This window comes from Pseudomonas sp. lyk4-R2A-8, assembly GCF_030209095.1.
Taxonomy (GTDB): Bacteria; Pseudomonadota; Gammaproteobacteria; order Pseudomonadales; family Pseudomonadaceae; genus Aquipseudomonas; species Aquipseudomonas quebecensis.
This window is the reverse complement of sequence record NZ_JARVSS010000019.1, coordinates 19,173-40,782: the sequence shown is the minus strand read 5'-3', so window position 1 is coordinate 40,782 and position 21,610 is coordinate 19,173. Positions and strand designations below refer to the sequence as shown.

Here is a 21,610-nt window from a genome sequence, read left to right as displayed (position 1 = left end):
ATGCAATGGACCACAACGGCCGACTTGAATAAGCAGATACAGCGACTTTGGCTGCGTGGTGACTTGCTGCGACCGCTGGTGACGGGGCAACCCTGGGAGCCACGGCGGCTATCCCTGAAAGGGCCTGAAGCGGTACAGCTCAGTGAGCAGTTTGAAAAGGTTCGCAAGTGGGTTGCAGATCTCAGCGCTATCGTCGGTATCCGCATTCAGTGGCGAGAGGTCAATCATCGTGTCGTAGGCTTGCAACGGTTGCCTGTCGCAGTGTGGGTCGATTCTTTAGAGGCAGCCGTCGTACTGGTTGGCAAGGGCAAAGAGCTCAACGAATTCAAGTCCCTGCTTGATTTAACGCTTCAATGTCAGCCTCTGCTTGTCCCCTGGCTGGAAGCTCGTCCATTACGGGCCATTACCCTTGCACGACAATGGCCGGCCCTGTTGAAAGTTGTAACCTGGATAACCGAGCATCCCAAACCCGGCATCTACCTGCGGCAGGTCGATATCCCAGGTATCCATAGCAAATTTATCGAAGGGCACAAGGGGGTCTTGTGTGAGCTTTTCGATAGAGTCCTGCCCGAGCAGGCCATTGCCTCGCACTACAAGGGCGCTTCACAATTTTCTCTTCGTTACGGTTTTCTCGATAAACCTACGGGGATCCGCTTTCGCGTTCTGGATCAAAAAATGGCCACGCTTCCAGGCTTGACCTGTCCTGACATAACCCTGGACTCAGCCAGTTTTGCTCAGTTGGATATCGCTGTCAGTCGGGTGTTCGTTACAGAGAACGAGACTAACTTCCTGGCATTTCCTTGTGTCGCGTCTGCCATTGTGATCTTTGGCAAGGGCTATGGCTGGGAGGCCTTGGGACGGGCGAGCTGGTTGTCGCGCAGCACAATTTATTACTGGGGGGATATTGATACCCACGGGTTCGCCATTCTTGATCAATTGCGGCGCAGATTTGGGCACGTGGAGTCGTTATTAATGGACCGCCAAACGCTCGTTGCCCATGAGGACGTCTGGGGCCAAGAGGCCCGGCAAGCGTTACATGAATTGCCTCGCCTTAACTCGGATGAGCGTTTGTTGTTCGATGAGCTACGAGATAACCGACTGGGTGTAGGCGTTAGATTGGAGCAGGAGTATATAAAATTCAGCTGTCTGGAGCGTGCTTTGGCGTCGATCAGGCGGAGTAACGACAGCGATTCTGTAAACCCGGCCAGTTGAATAAGCGATGGTCTGCAAGTAGTCGGTTTATCTTTCTCGGAAGTAATCGACCAACTCGCGCGCACTGGGGCACAGCGGGTGTTGAGCTGCACGGACGATGCTGAAATCGAAGTGCTTGACCATTTTCTTGGCGAAGGCGGGTTTATTGCCAGGGCCGGAAACTCCCACGGTTTTGGCAATTTCTTTAAGGCGATCATAGGGTTTTCCAAAGGTCGCTTCAGGATAGGGCTCATTGTAGGCCTGCTTCAGCCAGTTGCTCATTGCCTGGGTATCAGCAAGGAACCATGCCTCCAGAGCCTTGACGGCGATGAATATGGTTTCGATTTTTGCGTTGCTTATACGGTCTCGAACTACTTCAACCGAGGCCTCTTCTTCCAGGTCGGTGAGCACATAGATTTTGCTCACCCCTTTCACCTCAAGCGCCTGAATGAATACATCGATATTGTGTGGAAGGAGGTTTCCACCTCCTTTTGCATCGATTACTGGCGTTACCAGTTCCTGTCCACAATCGCTGAGGAGTTTGGTGAAGGCCGCAGATTCAACCACGATCCTTTCACAGTCCCCCTCCACAATAAAGCCAACTTTCACCATGGAAGCCCCCCGTTGAGCATATTTGTCAGCCACGCGGTGTCCAGAGGGATCTGCTTTTTATCGACTCCGGATTCTGCCGCGCATTTGACGCCCGTGCGGCCCTCGGTTTTGTTGACCAGCCAGAGCTCTTCCGGATTTAAGTTGCGTACCACAGACTCACTGTGTGTGGTAATGAATACAGGATGTTCAACCGTCGCGTTATCCCGCATAAGCGTAACGAGTTCGCCAATGGCTTTAGGATGAATACCTCGTTCAGGCTCCTCGATAATGGTAAGGCCTGCCTGAGCAGTGCGGCTCAACACGGCGGTCATGATGCACAGGGCGTAAATAGTGCCGTCGGAGATCAAGCGCGCAGGAAAGTGAGTTCTGGTGCCCTCTTCTTTGAAGGTGATGACCGTGGCGCTATCGAGTCGCTGCTTTTCAGTCGAGACATTTTCCAGTCCAGGAACAATTAGCTCAATCCATTCCAAGACTTGAGTTCTGAATGCTTCATCCTTTTCCAGTACGGAGAGCATGGTTGCGACGTTGCGACCATGGCTGTCCAACATTGTGGCATCGGCGGTCGAGCTGTCTGGTTCTTTTGCAGCAATAGGATCAATTCGAAACACACGTATGTTTGTAAGGAATTTGTAGAGCGATGAGTTGCTGAACAACATGAGTGCGGTCATGTCTTGAGGGTATTGCAGAAGCGGCGTAAGTGGAGAGTAGCCAGACAGCGTAAGTCGCGTTTCGCCATTTTGGCGCCGGTCGATGCACAGTTCGCCATCGATCTTCAGGCTTTCAATGACCTGAGGAACTTTGTCGATATCAATCAGTTTGAGCGAGTAATCAAATTTTTCATTATCGATTTCTATTTTTATTTCGAAGGACAGTGAGGTCCTTTTTTCTTTGCGATACTTGAAACAGTGGATTTGTTGAAAGCCGCCAAAATCCCGAATGGCAGTGGCAGCCCCTCGTTTCACGACGGCACCGAAGAACGCCAGGGCATCAGTAATATTACTTTTCCCGGCCCCGTTAGAGCCTGCCAGGGCTGTAAAGGGAGAGAGTCCCTCAAGCGTCAGGCTTGTAACGCTTTTGAATCCTTTGATTGTGATCGATTCGATGTTCATGGCAATTCCTTCGACCTTCACCGGCCGTCGCCGCACGACGGGCTTTTCACGTCGCCTGCTTATTGAGCTTCAAAAATTTTGGCTCGCGCATGATATAGGCGTTCGACAGCAGCAGTATATTCACAAAAAAACTGTGGCCCTTGAGTCCACATGCCAGTGACCATAAAGCGCCGCGCTCAGCGCCGCCCTTCCAGCGCCATGCGCACAGCCAGCCCTGCCAGCACCGTCCCCATCAACCAGCGCTGTACCCATTGCCATAGTGGTTTGGCCGCCAGAAACGTGGCGATGGAGCCCGCCGACAGGGCGATCAACGCGTTAACGCTCACACTGATCATGATCTGGGTAAACCCCAGCACGAGGGACTGCGCCAGCACACTGCCGTGGCCGTCGGGCACGATGAATTGGGGCAGCAACGACAGGTATATCACCGCGACTTTCGGGTTCAGCAGGTTGGTGACAAAGCCCATCATAAACAACCAGCGCGGCCCGTCCCGAGGCAGATCGCGCAACTGAAACGCCGAACGCCCACCGGGCTTCACCGCTTGCCAGGCCAGGTACAGCAAATACAACGCGCCGCCGAGCTTGAGCGCGTCATACGCAAAGGGCACCGCCATCAGCAGAGCGGTAATACCCAGCGCCGCGCAGAGCATATAAACCACAAAACCCAACGCCACGCCGCCCAGGGAAATCAAGCCCGCGACCCGCCCTTGGCAGATCGAGCGGGAGATCAGATAGATCATGTTCGGGCCTGGCGTCAGCACCATCCCGAGGCAAATCAGACCAAACGCCAGCAGGCTCGACAGTTCGGGCATGGGGTAACTCCTGTAGGTAACGCCAGCCGTGGGCGCGTGGTCGCGAGTGGCTGGATGCGCACGATGGTAGGGCCGCCGAAGACGGCGCGTTAGATACAGATGGCCCGACAAAACGTCATACAGGCACGCAGCGATGAGACGGAGCGTCCCAATTGCTCAGCGCTTTCTCAGAGGGCTGATTCAAGGCGTCTCATTCGACGGTGATTGCGGCCAGCGGGGGTTGTGCCACGGATCGCTCTAAAAAACGCCTGTTCGAGGATTTTCGCGCAGATGGCACCGGCCTTGCTCTGGCCCTCGCAACCCCGTCGGGGTTCGTCACTCACTGCCGTTTCAAGGAGCCTTGCCATGACCCTAACGATCAATCCGCAACGCAGCATGCGTGCCGCTGTCTGGCACGGCCGCCACGATATCCGCGTGGAAGATGTGCCCCTGCCCGACGCGCCGCCCGCCGGCTGGGTGCAGATCCGCGTGCAATGGTGCGGCATCTGCGGCTCCGATCTGCATGAGTACGTGGCCGGCCCGGTGTTTATCCCGGTCGACGCGCCACACCCGCTGACCGGCATCAAGGGCCAGTGCATTCTCGGTCATGAGTTCTGTGGCGAAATCGTTGAGATCGGCGCCGGCGTGGAGGGCTTCAGCGTCGGTGAACCGGTGGCGGCCGATGCCTGCCAGCATTGCGGCACCTGCTACTACTGCACCCACGGGCTGTACAACATCTGTGAAAACCTGGCGTTCACCGGGCTGATGAACAACGGCGCCTTCGCCGAACTTGTCAACGTACCTGCCAACCTGCTGTACAAGCTGCCCGCCAACTTCCCCGCCGAAGCCGGTGCACTGATCGAGCCGCTGGCGGTGGGCATGCACGCGGTGAAAAAGGCCGGTAGCCTGCTGGGGCAAAACGTCGTAGTGGTCGGCGCCGGCACCATCGGGCTGTGCACCATCATGTGCGCCAAAGCAGCGGGCGCGGCGCAAGTGATCGCCCTGGAAATGTCCGCAGCCCGCAAGGCCAAGGCCCGGGAGGTAGGCGCGACCCACGTACTCGATCCCAACCAATGCGACGCCCTGGCCGAAGTCCGCCGCCTCACCGGCGGGCTCGGCGCGGATGTCAGCTTTGAATGCATCGGCAACAAACACACGGCCAAACTTGCCATCGACCTGATCCGCAAAGCCGGCAAGTGCGTGCTGGTGGGCATCTTCGAAGAACCCAGCGAATTCAACTTCTTCGAGTTGGTGGCCACGGAGAAACAGGTACTCGGCGCGTTGGCCTATAACGGCGAGTTCGCGGATGTCATCGCGTTTATCGCCGATGGGCGGCTGGATATCACGCCGTTGGTGACGGGGCGTATTCAGCTGGAACAGATCGTGGGGGAAGGTTTTGAGGAATTGGTTAAAAACAAGGAACACAACGTGAAGATCATTGTGTCGCCAGCGCGGGTTTGAAGGGGATGTGATCCCAACACACATGAAAAAGCCCCAGGTCTTTCGACTTGGGGCTTTTTCATGTGTATCTGGTGCACCCGGCGGGATTCGAACCCACGACCCCTGCCTTCGGAGGGCAGTACTCTATCCAGCTGAGCTACGGATGCGATGCGGGCGCCATGATACTCATCTGGCCGGGGGGCGTCCAGTTGCAGGGCGGTGAAGGGGCAAATCAGGGCAGGGTCTTACGTCTGCGGCAGGTGGCTGTGCTGGTGTTTGTGGTCTTTTGGCAGAGTCGTCTTGTTTTGCTCATGCCAGCGCGTCAAAGCATCAGCGCCGCCTTCCGCGTGGGCAAACACCGGCAGGGTGATGATTGAAGCGAGCGCGATCGACTTGAATAACGTGTTCATTCTGCAAGTACCTTCGTGAGTGGGAATAAGCAGTCGGCAATACCGCGAAAGCGGCCGACCTTCAGGTGATGGCGGTCGTTGCGTTTTCGTATTGCTCCAGCAACCAGGCCAGGTCTCGGTAACGTGCTGCCCACTGCTCGGCGCCCAGGCGCTGCATGGACTTGGCTGCTCTGCGTGCTTGAGCGGCGCTGATGGCGGTGTGGTCAGCCGACTGGGCCAGCCTTCTGGTGGCCGTGGCCGCGCAGCGAGCAATTGGCGAGCCGGGGGCCAGGCGACGTATGTGTCGTTGTAGCCGTGCGAGTTCACGGCTGAGTTGGAGCGATAAATAGCCAGCCTCGCAGTCACCCTGACGGTCGGCGCCCAACAGGCTTTTCAAGGAGACGATGCGGTGCTGCTGTTGCGCTTGCCACTTGCGATGATTGAGCGTTGCTCCTCGACGCAGAAGCCGGCGCGTGGCGGTAAGCAGCGACTGTTTAAGTGCCTGCACAGTGTGCTGGGGCTTTTTGGGAACGACGTTGAACGCCAGCAGACAGATACCCATCGCGACGAACCAGGCGAGCACTTGGTTGATGAATTCGGCGAAGTCGTAATGAGCGGTCGCGCCGGTGCTGACCAGCGTGTTGAACGCAATCAGGTAGGCAATCCCGGTGAGGGCCTGTCGAGGTCGGGTGGTGGCATGAATGCCGAATGACCAGAACATCGCCAGCATCACTGCGAGCAGTGGAAAGCCATTGATCGACGGCATCAGTAAGAATTTGCACACCACTGCGGCCAACGTGGCGTAAAGAGTCCCTTTAATGAAGCCGATGACGCCTTGAACCGGGTCGGGCCCTGCAGCCGACAGGGTGCAGCAGGGCCCCAGCACCGCCAGCAGGGTGGGGCCTTGATTCCAGGCGCTCAGGTACCACACGGCGCCGGCGACCAGGGTGGCGCCCAAGGCTCGGATACCGTTGCGTATGGCGTCCTGATAGTTGCGATGAAACCCGGCCACGGCGTGGCGCGCTTGAGTGTTGCGTTCAAGGCTGGAGAAGCTGCACAGGGCGTCGTGCAGGTCCGCCAGCTGTTCACGCAGACGCTCCACCTGTAACGGCGCGCGGGCAGACTCTGCTGAAAGGTCGTCAACCGATCCTGCGCTTACAAGCACGTTGATGAGTTGTTTCACCCGATCCGCCGCCGCGGTGAAATCGAGGGTTCGGTCGGTCAACACCTGGCCCAGGTGCCAGAGCGGGGTACTGATCCGGTTCAACCAATGCCCCGCAGCATCGCGATCGTCCAGGCGCCTGTCCATAACCGCCGATTGCAGCTGGGCGAGGCCGGTTTGAATAACCGGCAGACGCGTCCGGATAAGCACGGACTCACCCCAGCCGATGCCGAGAAGATCATCCACTCGCCCGATGTCCATCGAGAGCTGCGCGCGTCGTGAGACCAGCTCAGGCGTGTCCTCGCCCGCGAATCGATCAGACAGTTGACGTGCAGCGCGGGCAGACACGTCGACAAGCGTGTCCAGCAGCTTGCGATCAATGGTTTTACGACTGCCCAGCGTGGCGATAAGGCTGAGGCTGAATACACCGACCACCACGGCGGTGCCTCGGGTCACGATGTGATCGAAGCCTTGTTCGGGGGCGACAATGGCGGGGCCCAACGCCAGGCACACGGTGTACCCGGCGACGACCGCCGCCGTTGACTGGTAATGGCGCAGCACCGTCATTGCCGCCACACATAAGCCAAGCCACAGACCGACACCCAGAATGAAGAGCAGCATCTGCTGGGCGAACATGCCCAGCAGGATAAATGCCGCAGTGATGCCGATAAGGGTTCCAACCATGCGGTTGAAACCCTTGCCGACCACCGCCCCTTGCACCGGATGCACCAGCAGGAGCACGGTGGACGCAGCCGAAAACGGCGAATCCAGTTGCAGCTCAAAACCCAGCCAGAGCGCAAGCGTCGCCGCGGCGATGCTGCGCCACACATAAGCGAACGTATCGGCCGTCCAGGGTAAAGGCAGTGAGTCGAGCACGCGCCGCAGATGCCCCACCATTACATGTACTCCTGAAGCCAGCTTATGAACCGCCAATGCGATGCCGACGTTGCCTCGACAATTTCAACGCTCGCGGTCATCCCGGCGGCCAGTTCGACCTCTGTCGGCACGTTATCCAGTTCGATGCGTACAGGTACGCGCTGGGCAAGGCGTATCCAGCTGAACGTCGGGCTGACTTGAGGTAATCCGCTGTCGCTGCGCAGCTCATTGCCGTCTGCGATCCCGCGCCCGATGCTGGCGACGTGCCCCTGGAGTAATGGCGTGAACCCCATCAGCTTGATCGACGCCGGGGCGCCTTTGCGGATACGCGAAAGCTTGGTCTCTTCGAAGTAGCCGGTGACCCAGAAGCTGTGGCTATCGACCACGAAGATATTGGTCTCGCCTTGTGCCGCATAATCGCCCGGCTGCAAACGAAGTTGAGTCACGTAGCCGTCCACCGGCGAACGTATCGTGGTGCGGTCCAGATCCAGCCGGGCCCTGGCCAATTGGCCCTGTGCGGCATCGAGGCGAGCCTTGGCGACATTCAGTACGCGGGCGGCGTTGTCGATTTCCTCACGGGCAATGGCGTCACCTAGGCGAGTGCGACGTTTGAATTGTTCGTTGCGTTGCTCAAACACACTTTGCGCTTCGGCCAGCTCCGCCGCCCGTTGGCGCTGGGCCAGCAAATAGTCGCGCTGGTCGATGCGGTAGAGCAGATCGCCTCTGGACACCCATTGATTATCAGCCACCGCCAGATGTTCGACCTGGCCGGACACCTCCGGGGCTATGCGGATAACTTGAGCGCTGACTCGCCCATCGCGGGTCCAGGGCGCCAGCACGTAGGCACGCCACAGCTGCATGCACAAGGCCAGGGCGACAAGGCCCAAAGCCAGGGTCGCGCAGGTCTTCAGGTATTTGACGGCAGACATAGGCGGCCTCACTTAAACCGTCAGAAACAGCGTGGCCAAAATGATCAGCAGCACAAAAAAGCGCGACAGGCTGGGATGCCAGGTCCACGCCAAGGGACCACCGACCCAATGTTTCAACGCTTGGTAGGCCAGTGCCGACGCGACCAGATAGGCCAGCAACGGAGGGATGTAGAGATTCGCAATGGACAGTTCACTCAGCATCTTCATCACCGGATATCGATAGGCCCGCAGGGCGCGGGCGGTACTTGATGAGAATGCTACGCAACAACCTGATGTGCCGATATCGACTACACTGCCAATTAATAATCAAATCCAGCCAATGTGAGAGATGCCAATGCAGGACGTTCAGCGCCAGTCACAGGAGCAGTTCGAACTGGACGACCTTTGTCAGCCCGCCGTGGCGCTGATGCTCACGACACAGCAGAACGACAAGGAGTTTCCCGTCCATAAGCACCGCAAGGGCCAGTTGGTCGTGGCGTGTCGCGGCGGCATCGTGTGTACCGTGGAAGATGGGGTGTGGATGGTGCCGTCGGGATTCGGCGTGTGGATCCCCGCTGGCGTTGCGCACAGCAACCGGGTCACAGCGAATGGGCAAGTGTGTTTTCTGCTGGTTGAGCCGGAGGTGGCTGTGCTTCCGAAGCAATGCTGCACGTTGGTGCTGTCGCCGTTGATTCTCGAACTGATCTTTCATCTCAGTGAGCAGGACCCGGCGTACCCGCCTGACTCACCCACGGCACGCTTGACCGGCGTATTGCTCGAACAACTGGAAATGGCGCGTTGCGAGCAGCTGTATTTGCCCCTTCCGGCGGCTGCCCCATTGCGTGCTATCGCCAGGGCGCTGGCACAAGACCCTTCGAACCGCTCGACCATTGGCGATTGGGCGCGTGAGGTCGCCATGAGCGAGCGTTCGTTGGCGCGACTGGTGAAAAGCGAAACGGGCCTGACCTTTGGCCAGTGGCGCAGGCAATGGCAGTTGATTGTGGCGTTGCAGAGTCTGGCGGAAGGGGAATCCGTGCAGCGCACGGCCGAAATACTGGGTTATGAGTCGGTGAGCTCTTTTATCAGTATGTTCCGAAAAACCCTGGGGGCATCGCCGGCACGTTACGTGCGCAGTACGGGCATGGCCAAGCCTGCGGCAGTGCCTACGCTGGTCAGATAACGTCGGCGAATTCGCCGTTTTCGTTCTTTTTTTCGAACATCCTATTGCCCTGTACCCCCATTGATCCTAGGATTCGTTTGAGATTTCAAACGCTCTGTCTCCCGTGCGCTTTTTCGCTTCAATCGCGCGCAGGGGCTGATTTCCCTGACGGCAGCCCACAAGGCGCCTTTCAACAACTCTAATTCGCTCCGCGTGCGCGCGGTGCTGTTAAGGAAACCCGACATGCAGCTTAAAGATGCCCAGTTGTTCCGCCAGCAAGCCTTTATCGATGGCGCTTGGGTCGATGCGGACAACGGCCAGACCATCAAGGTCAACAACCCGGCCACCGGTGAGATTCTCGGCACCGTGCCAAAGATGGGCGCCGCGGAAACCCGCCGCGCCATCGAAGCCGCCGACAAGGCGCTGCCGGCCTGGCGTGCACTGACCGCCAAGGAGCGCGCCAACAAGCTGCGCCGTTGGTTCGAACTGCTGATCGAAAACCAGGAAGACCTCGGTCGCCTGATGACCCTCGAACAAGGCAAGCCGCTGGCCGAAGCCAAGGGCGAAATCGTCTACGCCGCGTCCTTTATCGAGTGGTTCGCCGAAGAAGCCAAGCGCATCTACGGTGACGTGATCCCCGGCCACCAGCCCGACAAGCGCCTGATCGTAATCAAGCAGCCGATCGGCGTGACCGCCGCCATTACCCCGTGGAACTTCCCGGCCGCGATGATCACCCGTAAAGCCGGCCCGGCCCTGGCCGCCGGCTGCACCATGGTCATCAAGCCAGCGTCGCAAACCCCATTCTCGGCCCTGGCCCTGGTTGAGCTGGCGCACCGTGCCGGTATCCCCAAAGGCGTGCTGAGCGTGGTCACCGGCAGCGCCGGCGACATCGGCGGCGAGCTGACCAGCAACCCGATCGTGCGCAAGTTGTCCTTCACCGGTTCGACCGAAATCGGTCGCCAATTGATGGCCGAATGCGCCAAGGACATCAAGAAAGTCTCCCTGGAACTGGGCGGCAACGCGCCGTTCATCGTGTTCGACGACGCTGACCTGGATAAGGCCGTCGAAGGCGCGATCATCTCCAAGTACCGCAACAACGGCCAGACCTGCGTCTGCGCTAACCGCCTGTACATCCAGGATTCGGTGTACGACGCGTTCGCCGAAAAACTCAAGGTGGCGGTGGCCAAGCTCAAGATCGGCAACGGTCTGGAGGAAGGCACCACCACCGGCCCGCTGATCGACGAAAAAGCCGTGGCCAAGGTGCAGGAACACATCGCCGATGCCCTGAGCAAAGGCGCCAGGCTGCTGGCCGGTGGCAAGGTCATGGAAGGTAACTTCTTTGAACCGACGATCCTGGTCGACGTGCCCAAAGACGCTGCCGTGGCCAAGGAAGAAACCTTCGGCCCGCTGGCGCCGCTGTTCCGCTTCAAAGACGAAGCCGAAGTGATCGCCATGTCCAACGACACCGAGTTCGGCCTGGCTTCCTACTTCTACGCCCGCGACCTGGGCCGTGTGTTCCGCGTGGCCGAAGCCCTGGAATACGGCATGGTCGGCGTCAACACCGGGTTGATCTCCAATGAAGTGGCGCCGTTCGGCGGCATCAAGGCCTCGGGCCTGGGCCGTGAAGGGTCCAAGTACGGGATCGAGGATTACCTGGAAATCAAATACCTCTGCCTGGGCATCTAAGCCCTGCAGGAGATTGCAGTAAACGCAGAGGGCACGAGAGCGCTGACCCTTTGCGTGTTTCACATCGTTATTCGTAGTGGCCGGGAAAGCTGTGGCAGTCGATCATCGCATGCTGCCGTAGTTGCCTCCCCGCCACGTATTCCTTGGACCACGCCACCCGATGAGTGGCGAATGAGGACTTTATGAGCAAGACCAACGCATCCCTGATGAAACGCCGCGAAGCCGCTGTACCGCGCGGGGTTGGCCAGATTCACCCGATCTTCGCCGAATCGGCGAAAAACGCCACCGTGACCGACGTTGAAGGTCGCGAGTTCATCGACTTCGCCGGCGGCATCGCCGTGCTGAACACCGGCCACGTGCATCCCAAAATCATCGCCGCCGTGACCGAACAGCTGAACAAGCTGACCCACACCTGCTTCCAGGTCCTGGCCTACGAGCCTTACGTGGAGCTGTGCGAAAAAATCAACGCCAAGGTTCCAGGTGATTTCGCCAAGAAAACCCTGTTGGTCACCACCGGTTCCGAAGCCGTCGAAAACGCCGTGAAAATCGCCCGCGCCGCCACGGGCCGTGCCGGCGTGATCGCGTTCACCGGTGCCTACCACGGCCGTACCATGATGACCCTGGGCCTGACCGGTAAGGTCGTGCCTTACTCGGCCGGCATGGGCCTGATGCCCGGCGGCATCTTCCGCGCGCTGTACCCGAACGAACTGCATGGTGTGAGCATCGACGATTCGATCGCCAGCATCGAACGCATCTTCAAGAACGATGCCGAACCGCGCGATATCGCCGCGATCATCATCGAGCCGGTGCAGGGTGAAGGCGGTTTCTACGTTGCGCCGAAAGCCTTCATGCAGCGCCTGCGCGAACTGTGCGACAAGCACGGCATCCTGTTGATCGCCGACGAAGTGCAAACCGGCGCCGGCCGTACCGGTACGTTCTTCGCCATGGAACAGATGGGTGTGGCCGCCGACCTGACCACCTTCGCCAAATCCATTGCCGGCGGCTTCCCGTTGGCCGGTGTGTGTGGCAAGGCCGAGTACATGGACGCCATCGCCCCAGGTGGCCTGGGCGGCACCTACGCCGGTAGCCCGATCGCCTGCGCCGCGGCACTGGCCGTAATGGAAGTATTTGAAGAAGAGCACCTGCTGGACCGCTGCAAAGCCGTCGGCGAGCGCCTGGTGTCTGGTCTGAAAGCCATCCAGGCCAAGTACCCGGTTATCGGCGAAGTGCGGGCACTGGGCGCGATGATCGCAGTCGAGCTGTTCGAAGACGGCGACAGCCACAAGCCGAACGCCGCCGCCGTAGCCGCCGTGGTGGCCAAAGCGCGCGACAAGGGCCTGATCCTGCTGTCCTGCGGCACGTACGGCAACGTACTGCGCGTGCTGGTACCGCTGACCTCGCCGGACGAGCAGTTGGACAAAGGCTTGGCGATTATCGAAGAGTGCTTCTCCGAACTCTGATAACCACCGCGCACAAAAAACCGCCTCGGCGGTTTTTTTGTGCGCGCCGTGGGGCTGCTTCGCAGCCCGGCGTCGGGCGCGCTAGCAGTCGGCGGTGGCGACGATAATACGGTTCTTGCCTTGGCGCTTGGCTTCGTACATGGCCGCGTCGGCGCGGGCGAACAGGTTGTCCAGGGTTGAATCTTCCTCACTGAGATTGGCCAGGCCTTGGCTGACCGTCACGCCAAACGCCTGGCCTTCGTAGCTGAAATTCAGCGCTTGGATCTCCTTGCCCAGGCGCTCTGCCACCTGCAGTGCCATCTCCGGCGCGCAACCGGGCAGTACGGCGGCAAATTCTTCACCGCCGATGCGCCCGAACAGATCGCCACGGCGCAGTACTCCTCGGCCGCTTTCAGCGATACGCCGCAACACCTGGTCGCCTTCAAGGTGGCCGTAGGTGTCGTTGATGTCCTTGAAATCATCAATGTCCAGCAACAGAAAGGCCAGCGGCGCGCCTTGCACGCTGGCGGTGTCGAAGGCTTGGTTGGCGCACTCGAAGAAGTGCCGGCGGTTGCTGCTCTGGGTCAGCACGTCGGTGGTAGCCAGACGGTGCAGCTCCAGCTCCATCTGCTTTTTTTCAGTGATGTCCTCGGCCATGCCTACCACGATTACCGGCTCGCCGGGCTCGACCTGCTGGTTGATGTAGCACTTGTCGCTCAGCCAGCGAATCTTGCCCTCGGCAGTGATGATGCGGTACTCGCGGTCTTCCACGGCGCCCTGGTCCAGCACGCGGGCCATGCTGTGTTCGGCGTAATCGAGGTCTTCGGGGTGAATGCTGTTGCGCCATTCGCGGTGATCGGCGAGCAGCAGGCTGGCGGGGCGGCCGAATACTCGTTCGTAGGCCGGGCTGACGTACAGCACGCGGCGAGTCTCCCACTCCACGGCCCACAGCACGGCATTCACACTCACCAGCAGCGAGCTTAGAAGTTGCTCGCGCTCACTCAGCCGCTCGACCTCACCCTGGGCATGCACCAGCGCCAGCAGGGTCGAAGCCGCGGCCGGACGCGGTTGTTCAACTGCGGGCGGGTCGGGTAAGTGGGGCTTTTCTTGAACCATCGGCACATCTCTCTCTGGGCGCGCCGCAAGGTGGAGCAGCGGTCACAACAAGGGGCCACCATGATGGCGAAGTGTTCTTTGAGAGAGGCTAATTGCGGTGAAGTTCCGTCAACGGTGTCGAATGGCGGCGCCCGGTAAATGACGCCAAAAACAGGTCGCGCGGGAGGGAAGGCCCTCCCGCAGCGAGGTTACGCGGCTGTAGGGCGCAACGAATAGGTCTTCAATTGGTGTGCAAAATCACGCAGGGATTGGATACCGCTGGCCTCGGCTTCGTGTACCCATTCCTTGATTGCCGCCAGCATGTCATGACCGTTAGCGCTGGTCTTGACCCAGATCTGCTGCAGCGCCAGGCGCTTCTCGTAGATCACCTTGAGCGCCTGGCTATGCTCCAGCATGCTCTGGATACGCAGGTGATGACGGTCATCCAGCAGGCTGGTTTCCCGCGACAGCAGGCGCTTGGCGCGATGGAACTGGTGGCGCACCGAGTGATCGACTTTTTCCAGCTCCTGCTTGACCAGCGGGCCGATCACCAACTTGCGGTACTGGGCCATGATCTGGAAACGGTTATTGAGGATCGCCATGGCGGTGTCCATGTCCAGGTGGCCCTTGCCCTCGACGCGATGGGCAATCGGCGCCACGCGCTGCACCTTGGCCAGGCGCAGGAAGCTGAACACCTTGATCCACGCCCAGCCCAGGTCGAACTCCCATTTCTTCACCGACAGCTTGGCGGAGTTGGGGTAGGTGTGGTGATTGTTGTGCAGTTCTTCGCCGCCGACGATGATGCCCCACGGCACCAGGTTGGTGGCCGCGTCACGGCATTCGAAGTTGCGGTAGCCCACGGCATGGCCCAGGCCGTTGATCACGCCGGCGGCCCAGAACGGAATCCACATCATCTGGATTGCCCAGATGGTGATGCCGATGGTGCCGAACAGCAGCAGGTCGATCACGCCCATGATCGCCACGCCCAGCAGCGGGTAAGGCGTATAGATTTTGCGCTCGAGCCAGTCGTCGGGGCAGTTCTTGCCGTAGATGCGCAGCGTCTCGGGGTTTTCCGCCTCGGCGCGGTACAGTTCGGCGCCTTTGCGCATCACTGTGGAAAGCCCCTTGATGACCGGGCTGTGCGGGTCGTCGACGGTTTCGCATTTGGCATGGTGCTTACGGTGGATGGCAGTCCACTCGCGGGTGTTCTGCGCCGTGGTCAGCCACAGCCAGAGACGGAAGAAGTGTTTGAGACCGGCATTGAGCTCCAGGGAGCGATGGGCGGAATAGCGGTGCAGATAGACGGTGACCGCAATAATGGTCACGTGGGTCATCAACAGAGTGACTGCCACCAGTTGCCAGGCTGACAAGTCAAGAAAACCGTTGTACCACATAGGCTGTATGGCCCTCAGATAAAGAAAAGAACAGCTCACGCATTATCACTAAGCCTACAGAGAAAACCAGCCGGCCTTTCAGATAGAAGTGACTGGATGTTTCTTATTCTATAATCCGCAGCCTTTGTAGGGCGATTCTGTTTTTTTGGTAAGGATTACTAAACCTATGCTGCTTTCATACCGAAGTGCCCTACGTGTTGGGCTGGTATACCTGCTGGTTTCGATCGCCTGGATCGGGCTGACACAACGGGCATTTATCGAGTTTCTCGATGATCCGAGCGATATCAGCCGTTGGATGCAGGCGCGCGGCTATGTGTGGGTGGCGCTGACCGCCTTGGTGATTGGCCTGTTGTGCGTGCGTTTCATGCGCGCCAACCTGCAGCAACAACCCGTCAAAGAGAACCGCGAGCGCCTGCGCCAGGCAGCGGCGGTGTTCGATTGCACTCGCGAAGGCGTACTGGTCACGGACGCTCAAGGTCTGATCGTGCATGTGAACCGGGCTTTCATGGAGATCACAGGCTACGGGCGCGACGAGGTCATGGGTCAGGCGCCCAGCCTGTTCAAATCCGGGCGCCATTCGTCGCTTTTTTACCAACAGATGTTCCAGACCCTGGCGCGTACCGGCGAGTGGAGCGGTGAAATCTGGAATCGGCGCAGAAGCGGGGAAATTTATCCACAGTGGCAAACCATTCGGGTGATTCACGATGACGATGGCCGCGTCAGTCACTACGTGGCGGTGTTTTCCGATATCACCGCCATCAAGCATTCCGAGCATGAGCTGGCCCGGCTCGCCCATCACGACCCGCTGACCGACCTGCCTAACCGGCTGCTGTTCACCGACCGTACCGAGCAGGCGCTGACCTCGGCGCAGCTGCACAAGCGTGGCTGCGCCTTGCTGTTGCTGGACCTGGACCATTTCAAAATCATCAACGACAGCCTCGGGCACAATGTCGGCGATCAGTTGCTCAAGCTGGTGGGGGAACGGCTGCAGAGCCTGTTCGGCCCAGGCATGACCCTGGCGCGCCTGGGGGGTGACGAGTTCGCGGTGCTGGCCGAAAGTTGTCCACAGGTGGTGCAGGCCGCGGCACTGGCCCAACGCATGCTCGATGCGATGAAACAACCGTTCATCTTCGATGGCCATCAGCTGTTTATCAGCGCCAGCATTGGCATCAGCCTGTTCCCCAACGACGCCCTGAGCGCCGAACAACTGCTGCGTAATGCCGATTCAGCCTTGTTCAAGGCCAAGAGCGTCGGCCGTGAAAGCTACGCGCTGTACACCGAAGAACTCACCGCCCATGCGCAGAATCGGGTGGAAATCGCCAGCGAACTGCGCCGTGCCCTCGAACGGCAGGAATTGCGCGTGTATTACCAACCGGTGCACGACCTCACCGACAGCCGCCTCATCGGCGTCGAAGCGTTGGTGCGCTGGCAGCACCCGGAGCGTGGCCTGGTGCCTCCCGTCGAATTTATCCCGGTCGCCGAGCGCACCGGCCTGATTGCCGAGATCGACGCCTGGGTCATGCACCAGGCCTGTCGCCAAATGTGCCAGTGGCTGGCCGAGGGCGCCGCGCTGAGTTTTATCGCGGTCAACGTCTCCAGCCGCCTGTTTGCACGGCGCGAACTCTACGAGCAGGTCGCTCAGGTGCTGCATGACACGGGCCTGGAGCCGGCCTATCTGGAATTGGAAGTCACCGAAAGCGCGGTGATGGACGATCCCGAAGTGGCCCTTGAGCAACTGCACCGCCTGCGCGAACTCGGCCTGCGCCTGGCCATCGACGATTTTGGCACCGGTTATTCGTCGTTGCTGCGTCTCAAGCGGCTGCCGGTGCAGAAGCTCAAGATCGATCAAGGCTTCGTCGCCGGCCTGCCCTATGACGAAGATGACGTAGCAATTGTGCGTGTGGTCATCGCCCTGGCTAAAAGCATGGGCATGCAGGTGCACGCAGAGGGCATCGAACAGGTGGAGCAGGCGCGGTTTCTGTTGGAGCAGGGTTGCGATCTGGGCCAGGGGTATTGGTTCGGCAGGCCGATGCCAGCCCATGAGATCGATTGGGACTGCGCGCCCAACCTCCACACTTGAATGCATTCCAGATGGGGGCGGGGCTTGTCTGCTCCCCCATTCAGGTCTTCGCCGGGCTGATTCCATGACTAACCCCACGTCCTGTCAGAAAATTCTTTCTGGTTATATAAACATTCTTAAATAGTATTTTTAAGAATATCCGCGCTTATCTACTATCGCTCTCACGCCGCAAGCAGTGCCGCCACTGCCAGGCACTATTCATTTCAGGAGCGAGACCATGAGCGCATCTCTACGTAGCGTCGACGGCCAGGACGAAGCAACCATCTTGCGTGAGATCCAGAGCGCCCTGCGCGATCTGCGTTTTGGCGCGGTGGAAATCACCGTGCATAACGCCCAGGTGGTGCAGATCGAGCGCAAGGAAAAATTCCGTCTGCAAAACCCCGGTAATAAACCGAGCTAAGCGCTGACGGCGATAGACCCGCAATTATAAGAAAAAGCCAACACCCCAGAATTTCAGGAGCCTCTATGTCGTCGATTCGCCGTTATGCCCTGGCCGCCCTGGCCAGCGCCGTGTTTGCCGGTTCCGCGGTTGCCAAGGACTACGAGTTGCTCAACGTCTCGTACGATCCGACCCGTGAGCTGTACCAGGACTACAACGCGGAATTCACCAGCTTCTGGAAACAGGCCCACCCCGGCGACACCGTCAAGATCCAGCAATCCCACGGTGGCTCGGGCAAGCAAGGCCGTGCGGTGATCGACGGCCTGCGCGCCGACGTGGTGACCCTGGCCCTGGCCGGCGACATCGACGAAATCGCCAAGCTGGGCAAAACCCTCCCGGAAAACTGGCAGACCCGGCTGCCGGACGCCAGCACTCCGTACACCTCGACCATCGTGTTCCTGGTGCGCAAGGGCAACCCCAAAGGCATCAAGGACTGGGGCGACCTGATCAAGCAAGACGTGTCGGTGATCACGCCGAATCCGAAAACCTCAGGCGGTGCGCGCTGGAACTTCCTCGCCGCCTGGGCTTATGGCCTCAAGGCTGGGGGCAGCGAAGCCAAGGCTCAGGAATACGTGAAGGAACTGTTCAAGCACGTACCGGTGCTGGACACCGGTGCGCGCGGTTCGACCATCACCTTCGTCAATAACGGTCAGGGTGACGTATTGCTCGCCTGGGAAAACGAGGCGTTCCTGGCGCTCAAGGAAGACGGCGGCAAAGACAAGTTCGATATCGTCGTACCGTCGCTGTCGATCCTTGCCGAGCCACCGGTGGCGGTGGTCGACAAAAACGCCGAGAAAAAGGGCAACACCGAAATCGCCACCGAATACCTCAAGCACCTGTACAGCCCGGCCGGCCAGGAGATTGCGGCGAAAAACTTCTACCGCCCACGCGATGAAAAGGTTGCCGCCAAATACGCCCGGCAGTTCCCGAAACTGGACCTGGTGACTATCGACAAAGACTTCGGCGGCTGGAAAACTGCCCAACCGAAATTCTTTAACGACGGTGGCGTGTTCGACCAGATCTACACGGCGCAGTAAGCCAAGCAACAACCCGCCCACAGAGCCCGCATTCAGCTGCGGGCTTTGTGTGTCAGTTACGCTAACCAAGGACTCTTATGTCGCGTCGTATCTCCCCCGTCATACCCGGCTTCGGGCTGACGCTGGGCTACACCGTGGTGTACCTCAGCCTGATCGTGCTCATCCCCCTCGCGGCGATGTTCGTTCACGCCGCTCAACTCACCTGGGATCAGTTCTGGAACATCATTTCCGCACCGCGCGTGCTGGCGGCCTTGAAGCTGAGCTTCAGCACCGCGCTGTACGCCGCGCTGATCAACGGTGTGATCGGCACGCTGCTGGCCTGGGTGCTGGTGCGTTACACCTTCCCCGGACGCAAGATCATCGACGCGATGATCGACCTGCCGTTCGCCCTGCCCACCGCCGTGGCCGGTATTGCGCTGACCGCGCTGTACACACCGACCGGCCTGGTCGGCCAGTTCGCCGCCGACCTGGGTTTCAAGATCGCCTACACGCCGCTGGGCATCACCCTGGCGTTGACCTTCGTGACCCTGCCGTTCGTGGTGCGCACGGTGCAGCCGGTATTGGCCGATATCCCGCGCGAAGTCGAAGAAGCCGCCGCCTGCCTGGGCGCCAAGCCGTTGCAGGTGTTCCGCTACATCCTCGTGCCGGCGCTGCTGCCGGCCTGGCTGACCGGTTTTGCCCTGGCGTTCGCTCGAGGCGTGGGTGAGTACGGTTCGGTGATTTTCATCGCCGGTAACATGCCGATGAAAACCGAGATCCTGCCGCTGCTGATCATGGTCAAGCTCGACCAGTACGACTACCGCGGCGCCACCTCCATTGGCGTGTTGATGCTGGTGGTTTCCTTTGTTTTGCTGCTGCTGATCAACTTGTTGCAGCGGCGCATCGAACGTCCATAAGGAGGCGCGGAACATGTCCCAATCGTCTATTTCCGCTGCGTCCTCGGCCAACGCAGCCCGGCGTGGCAGTGCCGCGTCGCGACGCATCCTGATCGGCTTCGGCTGGCTGGTGTTCGCGCTGTTTCTGCTGTTGCCGCTGTTTATCGTGGTGTCCCAGGGCTTGAAGAACGGCCTCGGCGCGTTTTTCACCGCGATCCTTGAACCGGACGCGTTGTCCGCACTGAAGCTCACGGTGATCGCCGTGTTGATTTCGGTACCGCTCAACCTGGTGTTCGGCGTCAGCGCGGCGTGGTGCGTGAGCAAGTACTCGTTCCGTGGCAAAAGCATTCTGGTGACGCTGATCGACCTGCCGTTCTCGGTGTCGCCGGTGATCGCCGGCCTGGTGTATGTGCTGATGTTCGGCGCCCAGGGCTTTTTCGGGCCGTGGTTGCAAGCGCACGACATCCAGATCGTGTTCGCCCTGCCGGGTATCGTGCTGGCGACGATTTTCGTCACCGTGCCCTTCGTGGCCCGTGAGCTGATCCCGCTGATGCAGGAGCAGGGCACCCAGGAAGAAGAGGCGGCGCGCCTGCTCGGCGCCAATGGCTGGCAGATGTTCTGGCATGTGACCGTGCCGAACATTAAATGGGGCCTGATCTACGGCGTGGTGCTTTGTACCGCGCGGGCCATGGGGGAGTTCGGCGCGGTGTCGGTGGTGTCCGGCCACATTCGCGGCGTGACCAACACCTTGCCGCTGCACGTCGAGATTCTCTACAACGAATACAACCACGTTGCCGCGTTCGCGGTGGCGAGTCTGTTGCTGATCCTGGCGCTCTTCATCCTGCTGCTCAAGCAGTGGAGCGAGAACCGTATCAATCGCCTGCGCGCCAGTGCGGCAGAGGAATAAGTCATGTCGATCGAAGTCCGTAATGTCAGCAAGAACTTCAACGCCTTCAAGGCCCTGAACAGCATCAATCTGGATATCCAGAGTGGCGAGCTGGTGGCGTTGCTCGGCCCTTCCGGCTGCGGCAAGACCACGTTGCTGCGCATCATCGCCGGCCTGGAAACGCCCGATGACGGCAGCATTGTGTTCCACGGCGAGGACGTGTCGGGCCACGACGTGCGTGATCGCAACGTCGGGTTTGTGTTTCAGCACTATGCGTTGTTTCGCCACATGACCGTGTTCGATAACGTCGCCTTCGGCCTGCGCATGAAGCCGAAAAACCAGCGGCCCAGCGAAAGTCAGATCGCGGCGAAGGTCCATGAGCTGCTGAACATGGTGCAACTGGACTGGCTGTCCGACCGCTACCCGGAACAACTCTCCGGCGGCCAACGCCAGCGCATCGCCCTGGCCCGCGCCCTGGCGGTGGAACCCAAGGTGCTGCTGCTGGACGAACCTTTCGGCGCCCTCGACGCCAAGGTGCGTAAAGAACTGCGCCGCTGGCTGGCGCGCCTGCATGAAGACATCAACCTCACGTCGGTTTTCGTGACCCACGATCAGGAAGAGGCCATGGAAGTCGCCGACCGCATCGTGGTGATGAACAAGGGCGTGATCGAACAGATCGGCTCACCGGGTGACGTCTACGAGAACCCGGCCAGCGATTTTGTGTACCACTTCCTCGGCGACTCCAATCGTCTGCACCTGGGCGAAGACCGGCACGTGCTGTTCCGCCCTCATGAAGTGTCGCTGTCGCGCCATGCACTGGAAGACCACCACGCCGCCGAAGTGCGCGATATCCGCCCGCTGGGCGCGACCACGCGAGTGACGCTCAAGGTGGAGGGCCAGCCCGAACTGATCGAAGCCGAAGTGGTGAAAGACCACGACAGCCTGACCGGTTTGGCCCGTGGCGAAACCCTGTTCTTCAAGCCCAAGGTCTGGCAAAAAACCTGAGCCCCTGATCGTTCCCACGCTCCGCGTGGGAGCGCCT

20 protein-coding genes and 1 tRNA gene are annotated in these 21,610 nt (G+C 59.7%); 11 read left to right on the top strand and 10 right to left on the bottom strand.

The window, feature by feature from the left end; all coding sequences use genetic code 11:
- Positions 1-1,212, top strand: a complete 1,212-nt coding sequence (locus QRN10_RS18860; RefSeq protein ID WP_285428879.1) for a DUF3322 domain-containing protein — start codon at positions 1-3, stop codon at positions 1,210-1,212.
- Between the two features lie 27 nt (positions 1,213-1,239).
- Here the strand turns inward: QRN10_RS18860 and QRN10_RS18855 are convergent, their stop codons facing one another.
- The 3 genes from QRN10_RS18855 to QRN10_RS18845 form a co-directional block, all read right to left on the bottom strand.
- Positions 1,240-1,836 (bottom strand): DUF4276 family protein, encoded by a 597-nt coding sequence (locus QRN10_RS18855; RefSeq protein WP_253509929.1) that lies wholly within the window; start codon positions 1,834-1,836, stop codon positions 1,240-1,242.
- Positions 1,797-2,912, bottom strand: a complete 1,116-nt coding sequence (locus QRN10_RS18850; RefSeq protein WP_181081432.1) for an AAA family ATPase — start codon at positions 2,910-2,912, stop codon at positions 1,797-1,799. The genes QRN10_RS18855 and QRN10_RS18850 overlap by 40 nt, the downstream gene beginning before the upstream one ends.
- 176 nt (positions 2,913-3,088) lie before the next feature.
- Positions 3,089-3,724 carry a LysE family translocator gene (locus QRN10_RS18845; protein WP_285428878.1) on the bottom strand — a complete coding sequence of 212 codons (636 nt, stop codon included), beginning with the start codon at positions 3,722-3,724 and terminating at the stop codon, positions 3,089-3,091.
- A 375-nt stretch (positions 3,725-4,099) separates the two neighbouring features.
- Between QRN10_RS18845 and QRN10_RS18840 the strand changes: the two genes are divergently transcribed.
- Entirely contained in the window at positions 4,100-5,164 is a 1,065-nt protein-coding gene (locus QRN10_RS18840) for a 2,3-butanediol dehydrogenase (protein ID WP_253511962.1), read from the top strand.
- A 69-nt stretch (positions 5,165-5,233) separates the two neighbouring features.
- Here QRN10_RS18840 and QRN10_RS18835 read toward each other — a convergent pair.
- From QRN10_RS18835 to QRN10_RS18815, 5 genes are all read right to left on the bottom strand, one after another.
- A tRNA-Arg gene (locus QRN10_RS18835) sits at positions 5,234-5,310 on the bottom strand.
- 78 nt (positions 5,311-5,388) lie between these two features.
- Positions 5,389-5,553 carry a hypothetical protein gene (locus tag QRN10_RS18830; RefSeq protein WP_285428876.1) on the bottom strand — a complete coding sequence of 55 codons (165 nt, stop codon included), beginning with the start codon at positions 5,551-5,553 and terminating at the stop codon, positions 5,389-5,391.
- 61 nt (positions 5,554-5,614) lie between these two features.
- Positions 5,615-7,591, bottom strand: a complete 1,977-nt coding sequence (locus QRN10_RS18825; protein WP_285428875.1) for an FUSC family protein — start codon at positions 7,589-7,591, stop codon at positions 5,615-5,617.
- Complete coding sequence (locus tag QRN10_RS18820) at positions 7,591-8,499, bottom strand: efflux RND transporter periplasmic adaptor subunit (protein WP_285428874.1); 909 nt, start codon at positions 8,497-8,499, stop codon at positions 7,591-7,593. The genes QRN10_RS18825 and QRN10_RS18820 overlap by 1 nt, the downstream gene beginning before the upstream one ends.
- 12 nt (positions 8,500-8,511) lie before the next feature.
- Positions 8,512-8,700, bottom strand: coding sequence for a DUF1656 domain-containing protein (locus tag QRN10_RS18815; RefSeq protein WP_181081442.1), 189 nt, complete (start codon positions 8,698-8,700; stop codon positions 8,512-8,514).
- Positions 8,701-8,833: 133 nt separating this feature from the next.
- Here QRN10_RS18815 and QRN10_RS18810 point away from each other — a divergent pair, with 133 nt between their 5' ends.
- The 3 genes from QRN10_RS18810 (at position 8,834) to gabT (ending at position 12,783) form a co-directional block, all read left to right on the top strand.
- A complete protein-coding gene (locus QRN10_RS18810; RefSeq protein ID WP_253509933.1) occupies positions 8,834-9,658 on the top strand; it encodes an AraC family transcriptional regulator in 825 nt (274 codons plus the stop codon).
- 222 nt (positions 9,659-9,880) lie between these two features.
- A complete protein-coding gene (gene gabD / locus QRN10_RS18805) occupies positions 9,881-11,323 on the top strand; it encodes an NADP-dependent succinate-semialdehyde dehydrogenase (RefSeq protein ID WP_181081444.1) in 1,443 nt (480 codons plus the stop codon).
- Between the two features lie 182 nt (positions 11,324-11,505).
- Entirely contained in the window at positions 11,506-12,783 is a 1,278-nt protein-coding gene (gabT, locus tag QRN10_RS18800) for a 4-aminobutyrate--2-oxoglutarate transaminase (RefSeq protein ID WP_181081445.1), read from the top strand.
- Positions 12,784-12,864: 81 nt separating this feature from the next.
- Here gabT and QRN10_RS18795 read toward each other — a convergent pair whose 3' ends face one another.
- Positions 12,865-13,878, bottom strand: a complete 1,014-nt coding sequence (locus QRN10_RS18795) for a GGDEF domain-containing protein (RefSeq protein WP_181081446.1) — start codon at positions 13,876-13,878, stop codon at positions 12,865-12,867.
- Positions 13,879-14,066: 188 nt separating this feature from the next.
- Positions 14,067-15,251, bottom strand: coding sequence for a delta-9 fatty acid desaturase DesA (gene desA, locus QRN10_RS18790; protein WP_181081447.1), 1,185 nt, complete (start codon positions 15,249-15,251; stop codon positions 14,067-14,069).
- A 166-nt stretch (positions 15,252-15,417) separates the two neighbouring features.
- Between desA and dibA the strand changes: the two genes are divergently transcribed.
- From dibA to QRN10_RS18760, 6 genes are all read left to right on the top strand, one after another.
- Positions 15,418-17,331 (top strand): phosphodiesterase DibA, encoded by a 1,914-nt coding sequence (gene dibA / locus QRN10_RS18785; protein WP_253509935.1) that lies wholly within the window; start codon positions 15,418-15,420, stop codon positions 17,329-17,331.
- 217 nt (positions 17,332-17,548) lie between these two features.
- The gene (oscA, locus tag QRN10_RS18780; RefSeq protein WP_007941032.1) at positions 17,549-17,731 is read left to right on the top strand and encodes a sulfur starvation response protein OscA; all 183 of its coding nucleotides are present in this window, start codon (positions 17,549-17,551) and stop codon (positions 17,729-17,731) included.
- Between the two features lie 65 nt (positions 17,732-17,796).
- Entirely contained in the window at positions 17,797-18,807 is a 1,011-nt protein-coding gene (locus QRN10_RS18775) for a sulfate ABC transporter substrate-binding protein (RefSeq protein ID WP_181081449.1), read from the top strand.
- 77 nt (positions 18,808-18,884) lie between these two features.
- Positions 18,885-19,703 (top strand): sulfate ABC transporter permease subunit CysT, encoded by an 819-nt coding sequence (gene cysT, locus QRN10_RS18770; RefSeq protein WP_181081450.1) that lies wholly within the window; start codon positions 18,885-18,887, stop codon positions 19,701-19,703.
- Positions 19,704-19,716: 13 nt separating this feature from the next.
- Positions 19,717-20,589: a sulfate ABC transporter permease subunit CysW gene (gene cysW, locus QRN10_RS18765; protein WP_181081451.1), complete on the top strand. Its 873-nt coding sequence runs from the start codon at positions 19,717-19,719 to the stop codon at positions 20,587-20,589.
- Between the two features lie 3 nt (positions 20,590-20,592).
- Positions 20,593-21,573, top strand: a complete 981-nt coding sequence (locus tag QRN10_RS18760) for a sulfate/molybdate ABC transporter ATP-binding protein (protein WP_181081452.1) — start codon at positions 20,593-20,595, stop codon at positions 21,571-21,573.
- The last annotated feature ends 37 nt before the right edge of the window (positions 21,574-21,610 follow it).

Coding starts and splice junctions, on each gene's coding strand:
- cysW (WP_181081451.1), top strand. CDS start 19,717: ATGTCCCAATCGTCTATTTCCGCTGCGTCCTCGGCCAACGCAGCCCGG.
- QRN10_RS18840 (WP_253511962.1), top strand. CDS start 4,100: ATGCGTGCCGCTGTCTGGCACGGCCGCCACGATATCCGCGTGGAAGAT.
- QRN10_RS18830 (WP_285428876.1), bottom strand. CDS start 5,553: ATGAACACGTTATTCAAGTCGATCGCGCTCGCTTCAATCATCACCCTG.
- QRN10_RS18815 (WP_181081442.1), bottom strand. CDS start 8,700: ATGCTGAGTGAACTGTCCATTGCGAATCTCTACATCCCTCCGTTGCTG.
- QRN10_RS18760 (WP_181081452.1), top strand. CDS start 20,593: ATGTCGATCGAAGTCCGTAATGTCAGCAAGAACTTCAACGCCTTCAAG.
- gabD (WP_181081444.1), top strand. CDS start 9,881: ATGCAGCTTAAAGATGCCCAGTTGTTCCGCCAGCAAGCCTTTATCGAT.
- QRN10_RS18775 (WP_181081449.1), top strand. CDS start 17,797: ATGTCGTCGATTCGCCGTTATGCCCTGGCCGCCCTGGCCAGCGCCGTG.
- desA (WP_181081447.1), bottom strand. CDS start 15,251: ATGTGGTACAACGGTTTTCTTGACTTGTCAGCCTGGCAACTGGTGGCA.
- QRN10_RS18820 (WP_285428874.1), bottom strand. CDS start 8,499: ATGTCTGCCGTCAAATACCTGAAGACCTGCGCGACCCTGGCTTTGGGC.
- QRN10_RS18850 (WP_181081432.1), bottom strand. CDS start 2,912: ATGAACATCGAATCGATCACAATCAAAGGATTCAAAAGCGTTACAAGC.
- QRN10_RS18845 (WP_285428878.1), bottom strand. CDS start 3,724: ATGCCCGAACTGTCGAGCCTGCTGGCGTTTGGTCTGATTTGCCTCGGG.
- cysT (WP_181081450.1), top strand. CDS start 18,885: ATGTCGCGTCGTATCTCCCCCGTCATACCCGGCTTCGGGCTGACGCTG.
- QRN10_RS18860 (WP_285428879.1), top strand. CDS start 1: ATGCAATGGACCACAACGGCCGACTTGAATAAGCAGATACAGCGACTT.
- QRN10_RS18795 (WP_181081446.1), bottom strand. CDS start 13,878: ATGGTTCAAGAAAAGCCCCACTTACCCGACCCGCCCGCAGTTGAACAA.
- QRN10_RS18810 (WP_253509933.1), top strand. CDS start 8,834: ATGCAGGACGTTCAGCGCCAGTCACAGGAGCAGTTCGAACTGGACGAC.
- dibA (WP_253509935.1), top strand. CDS start 15,418: ATGCTGCTTTCATACCGAAGTGCCCTACGTGTTGGGCTGGTATACCTG.
- QRN10_RS18825 (WP_285428875.1), bottom strand. CDS start 7,591: ATGGTGGGGCATCTGCGGCGCGTGCTCGACTCACTGCCTTTACCCTGG.
- gabT (WP_181081445.1), top strand. CDS start 11,506: ATGAGCAAGACCAACGCATCCCTGATGAAACGCCGCGAAGCCGCTGTA.
- oscA (WP_007941032.1), top strand. CDS start 17,549: ATGAGCGCATCTCTACGTAGCGTCGACGGCCAGGACGAAGCAACCATC.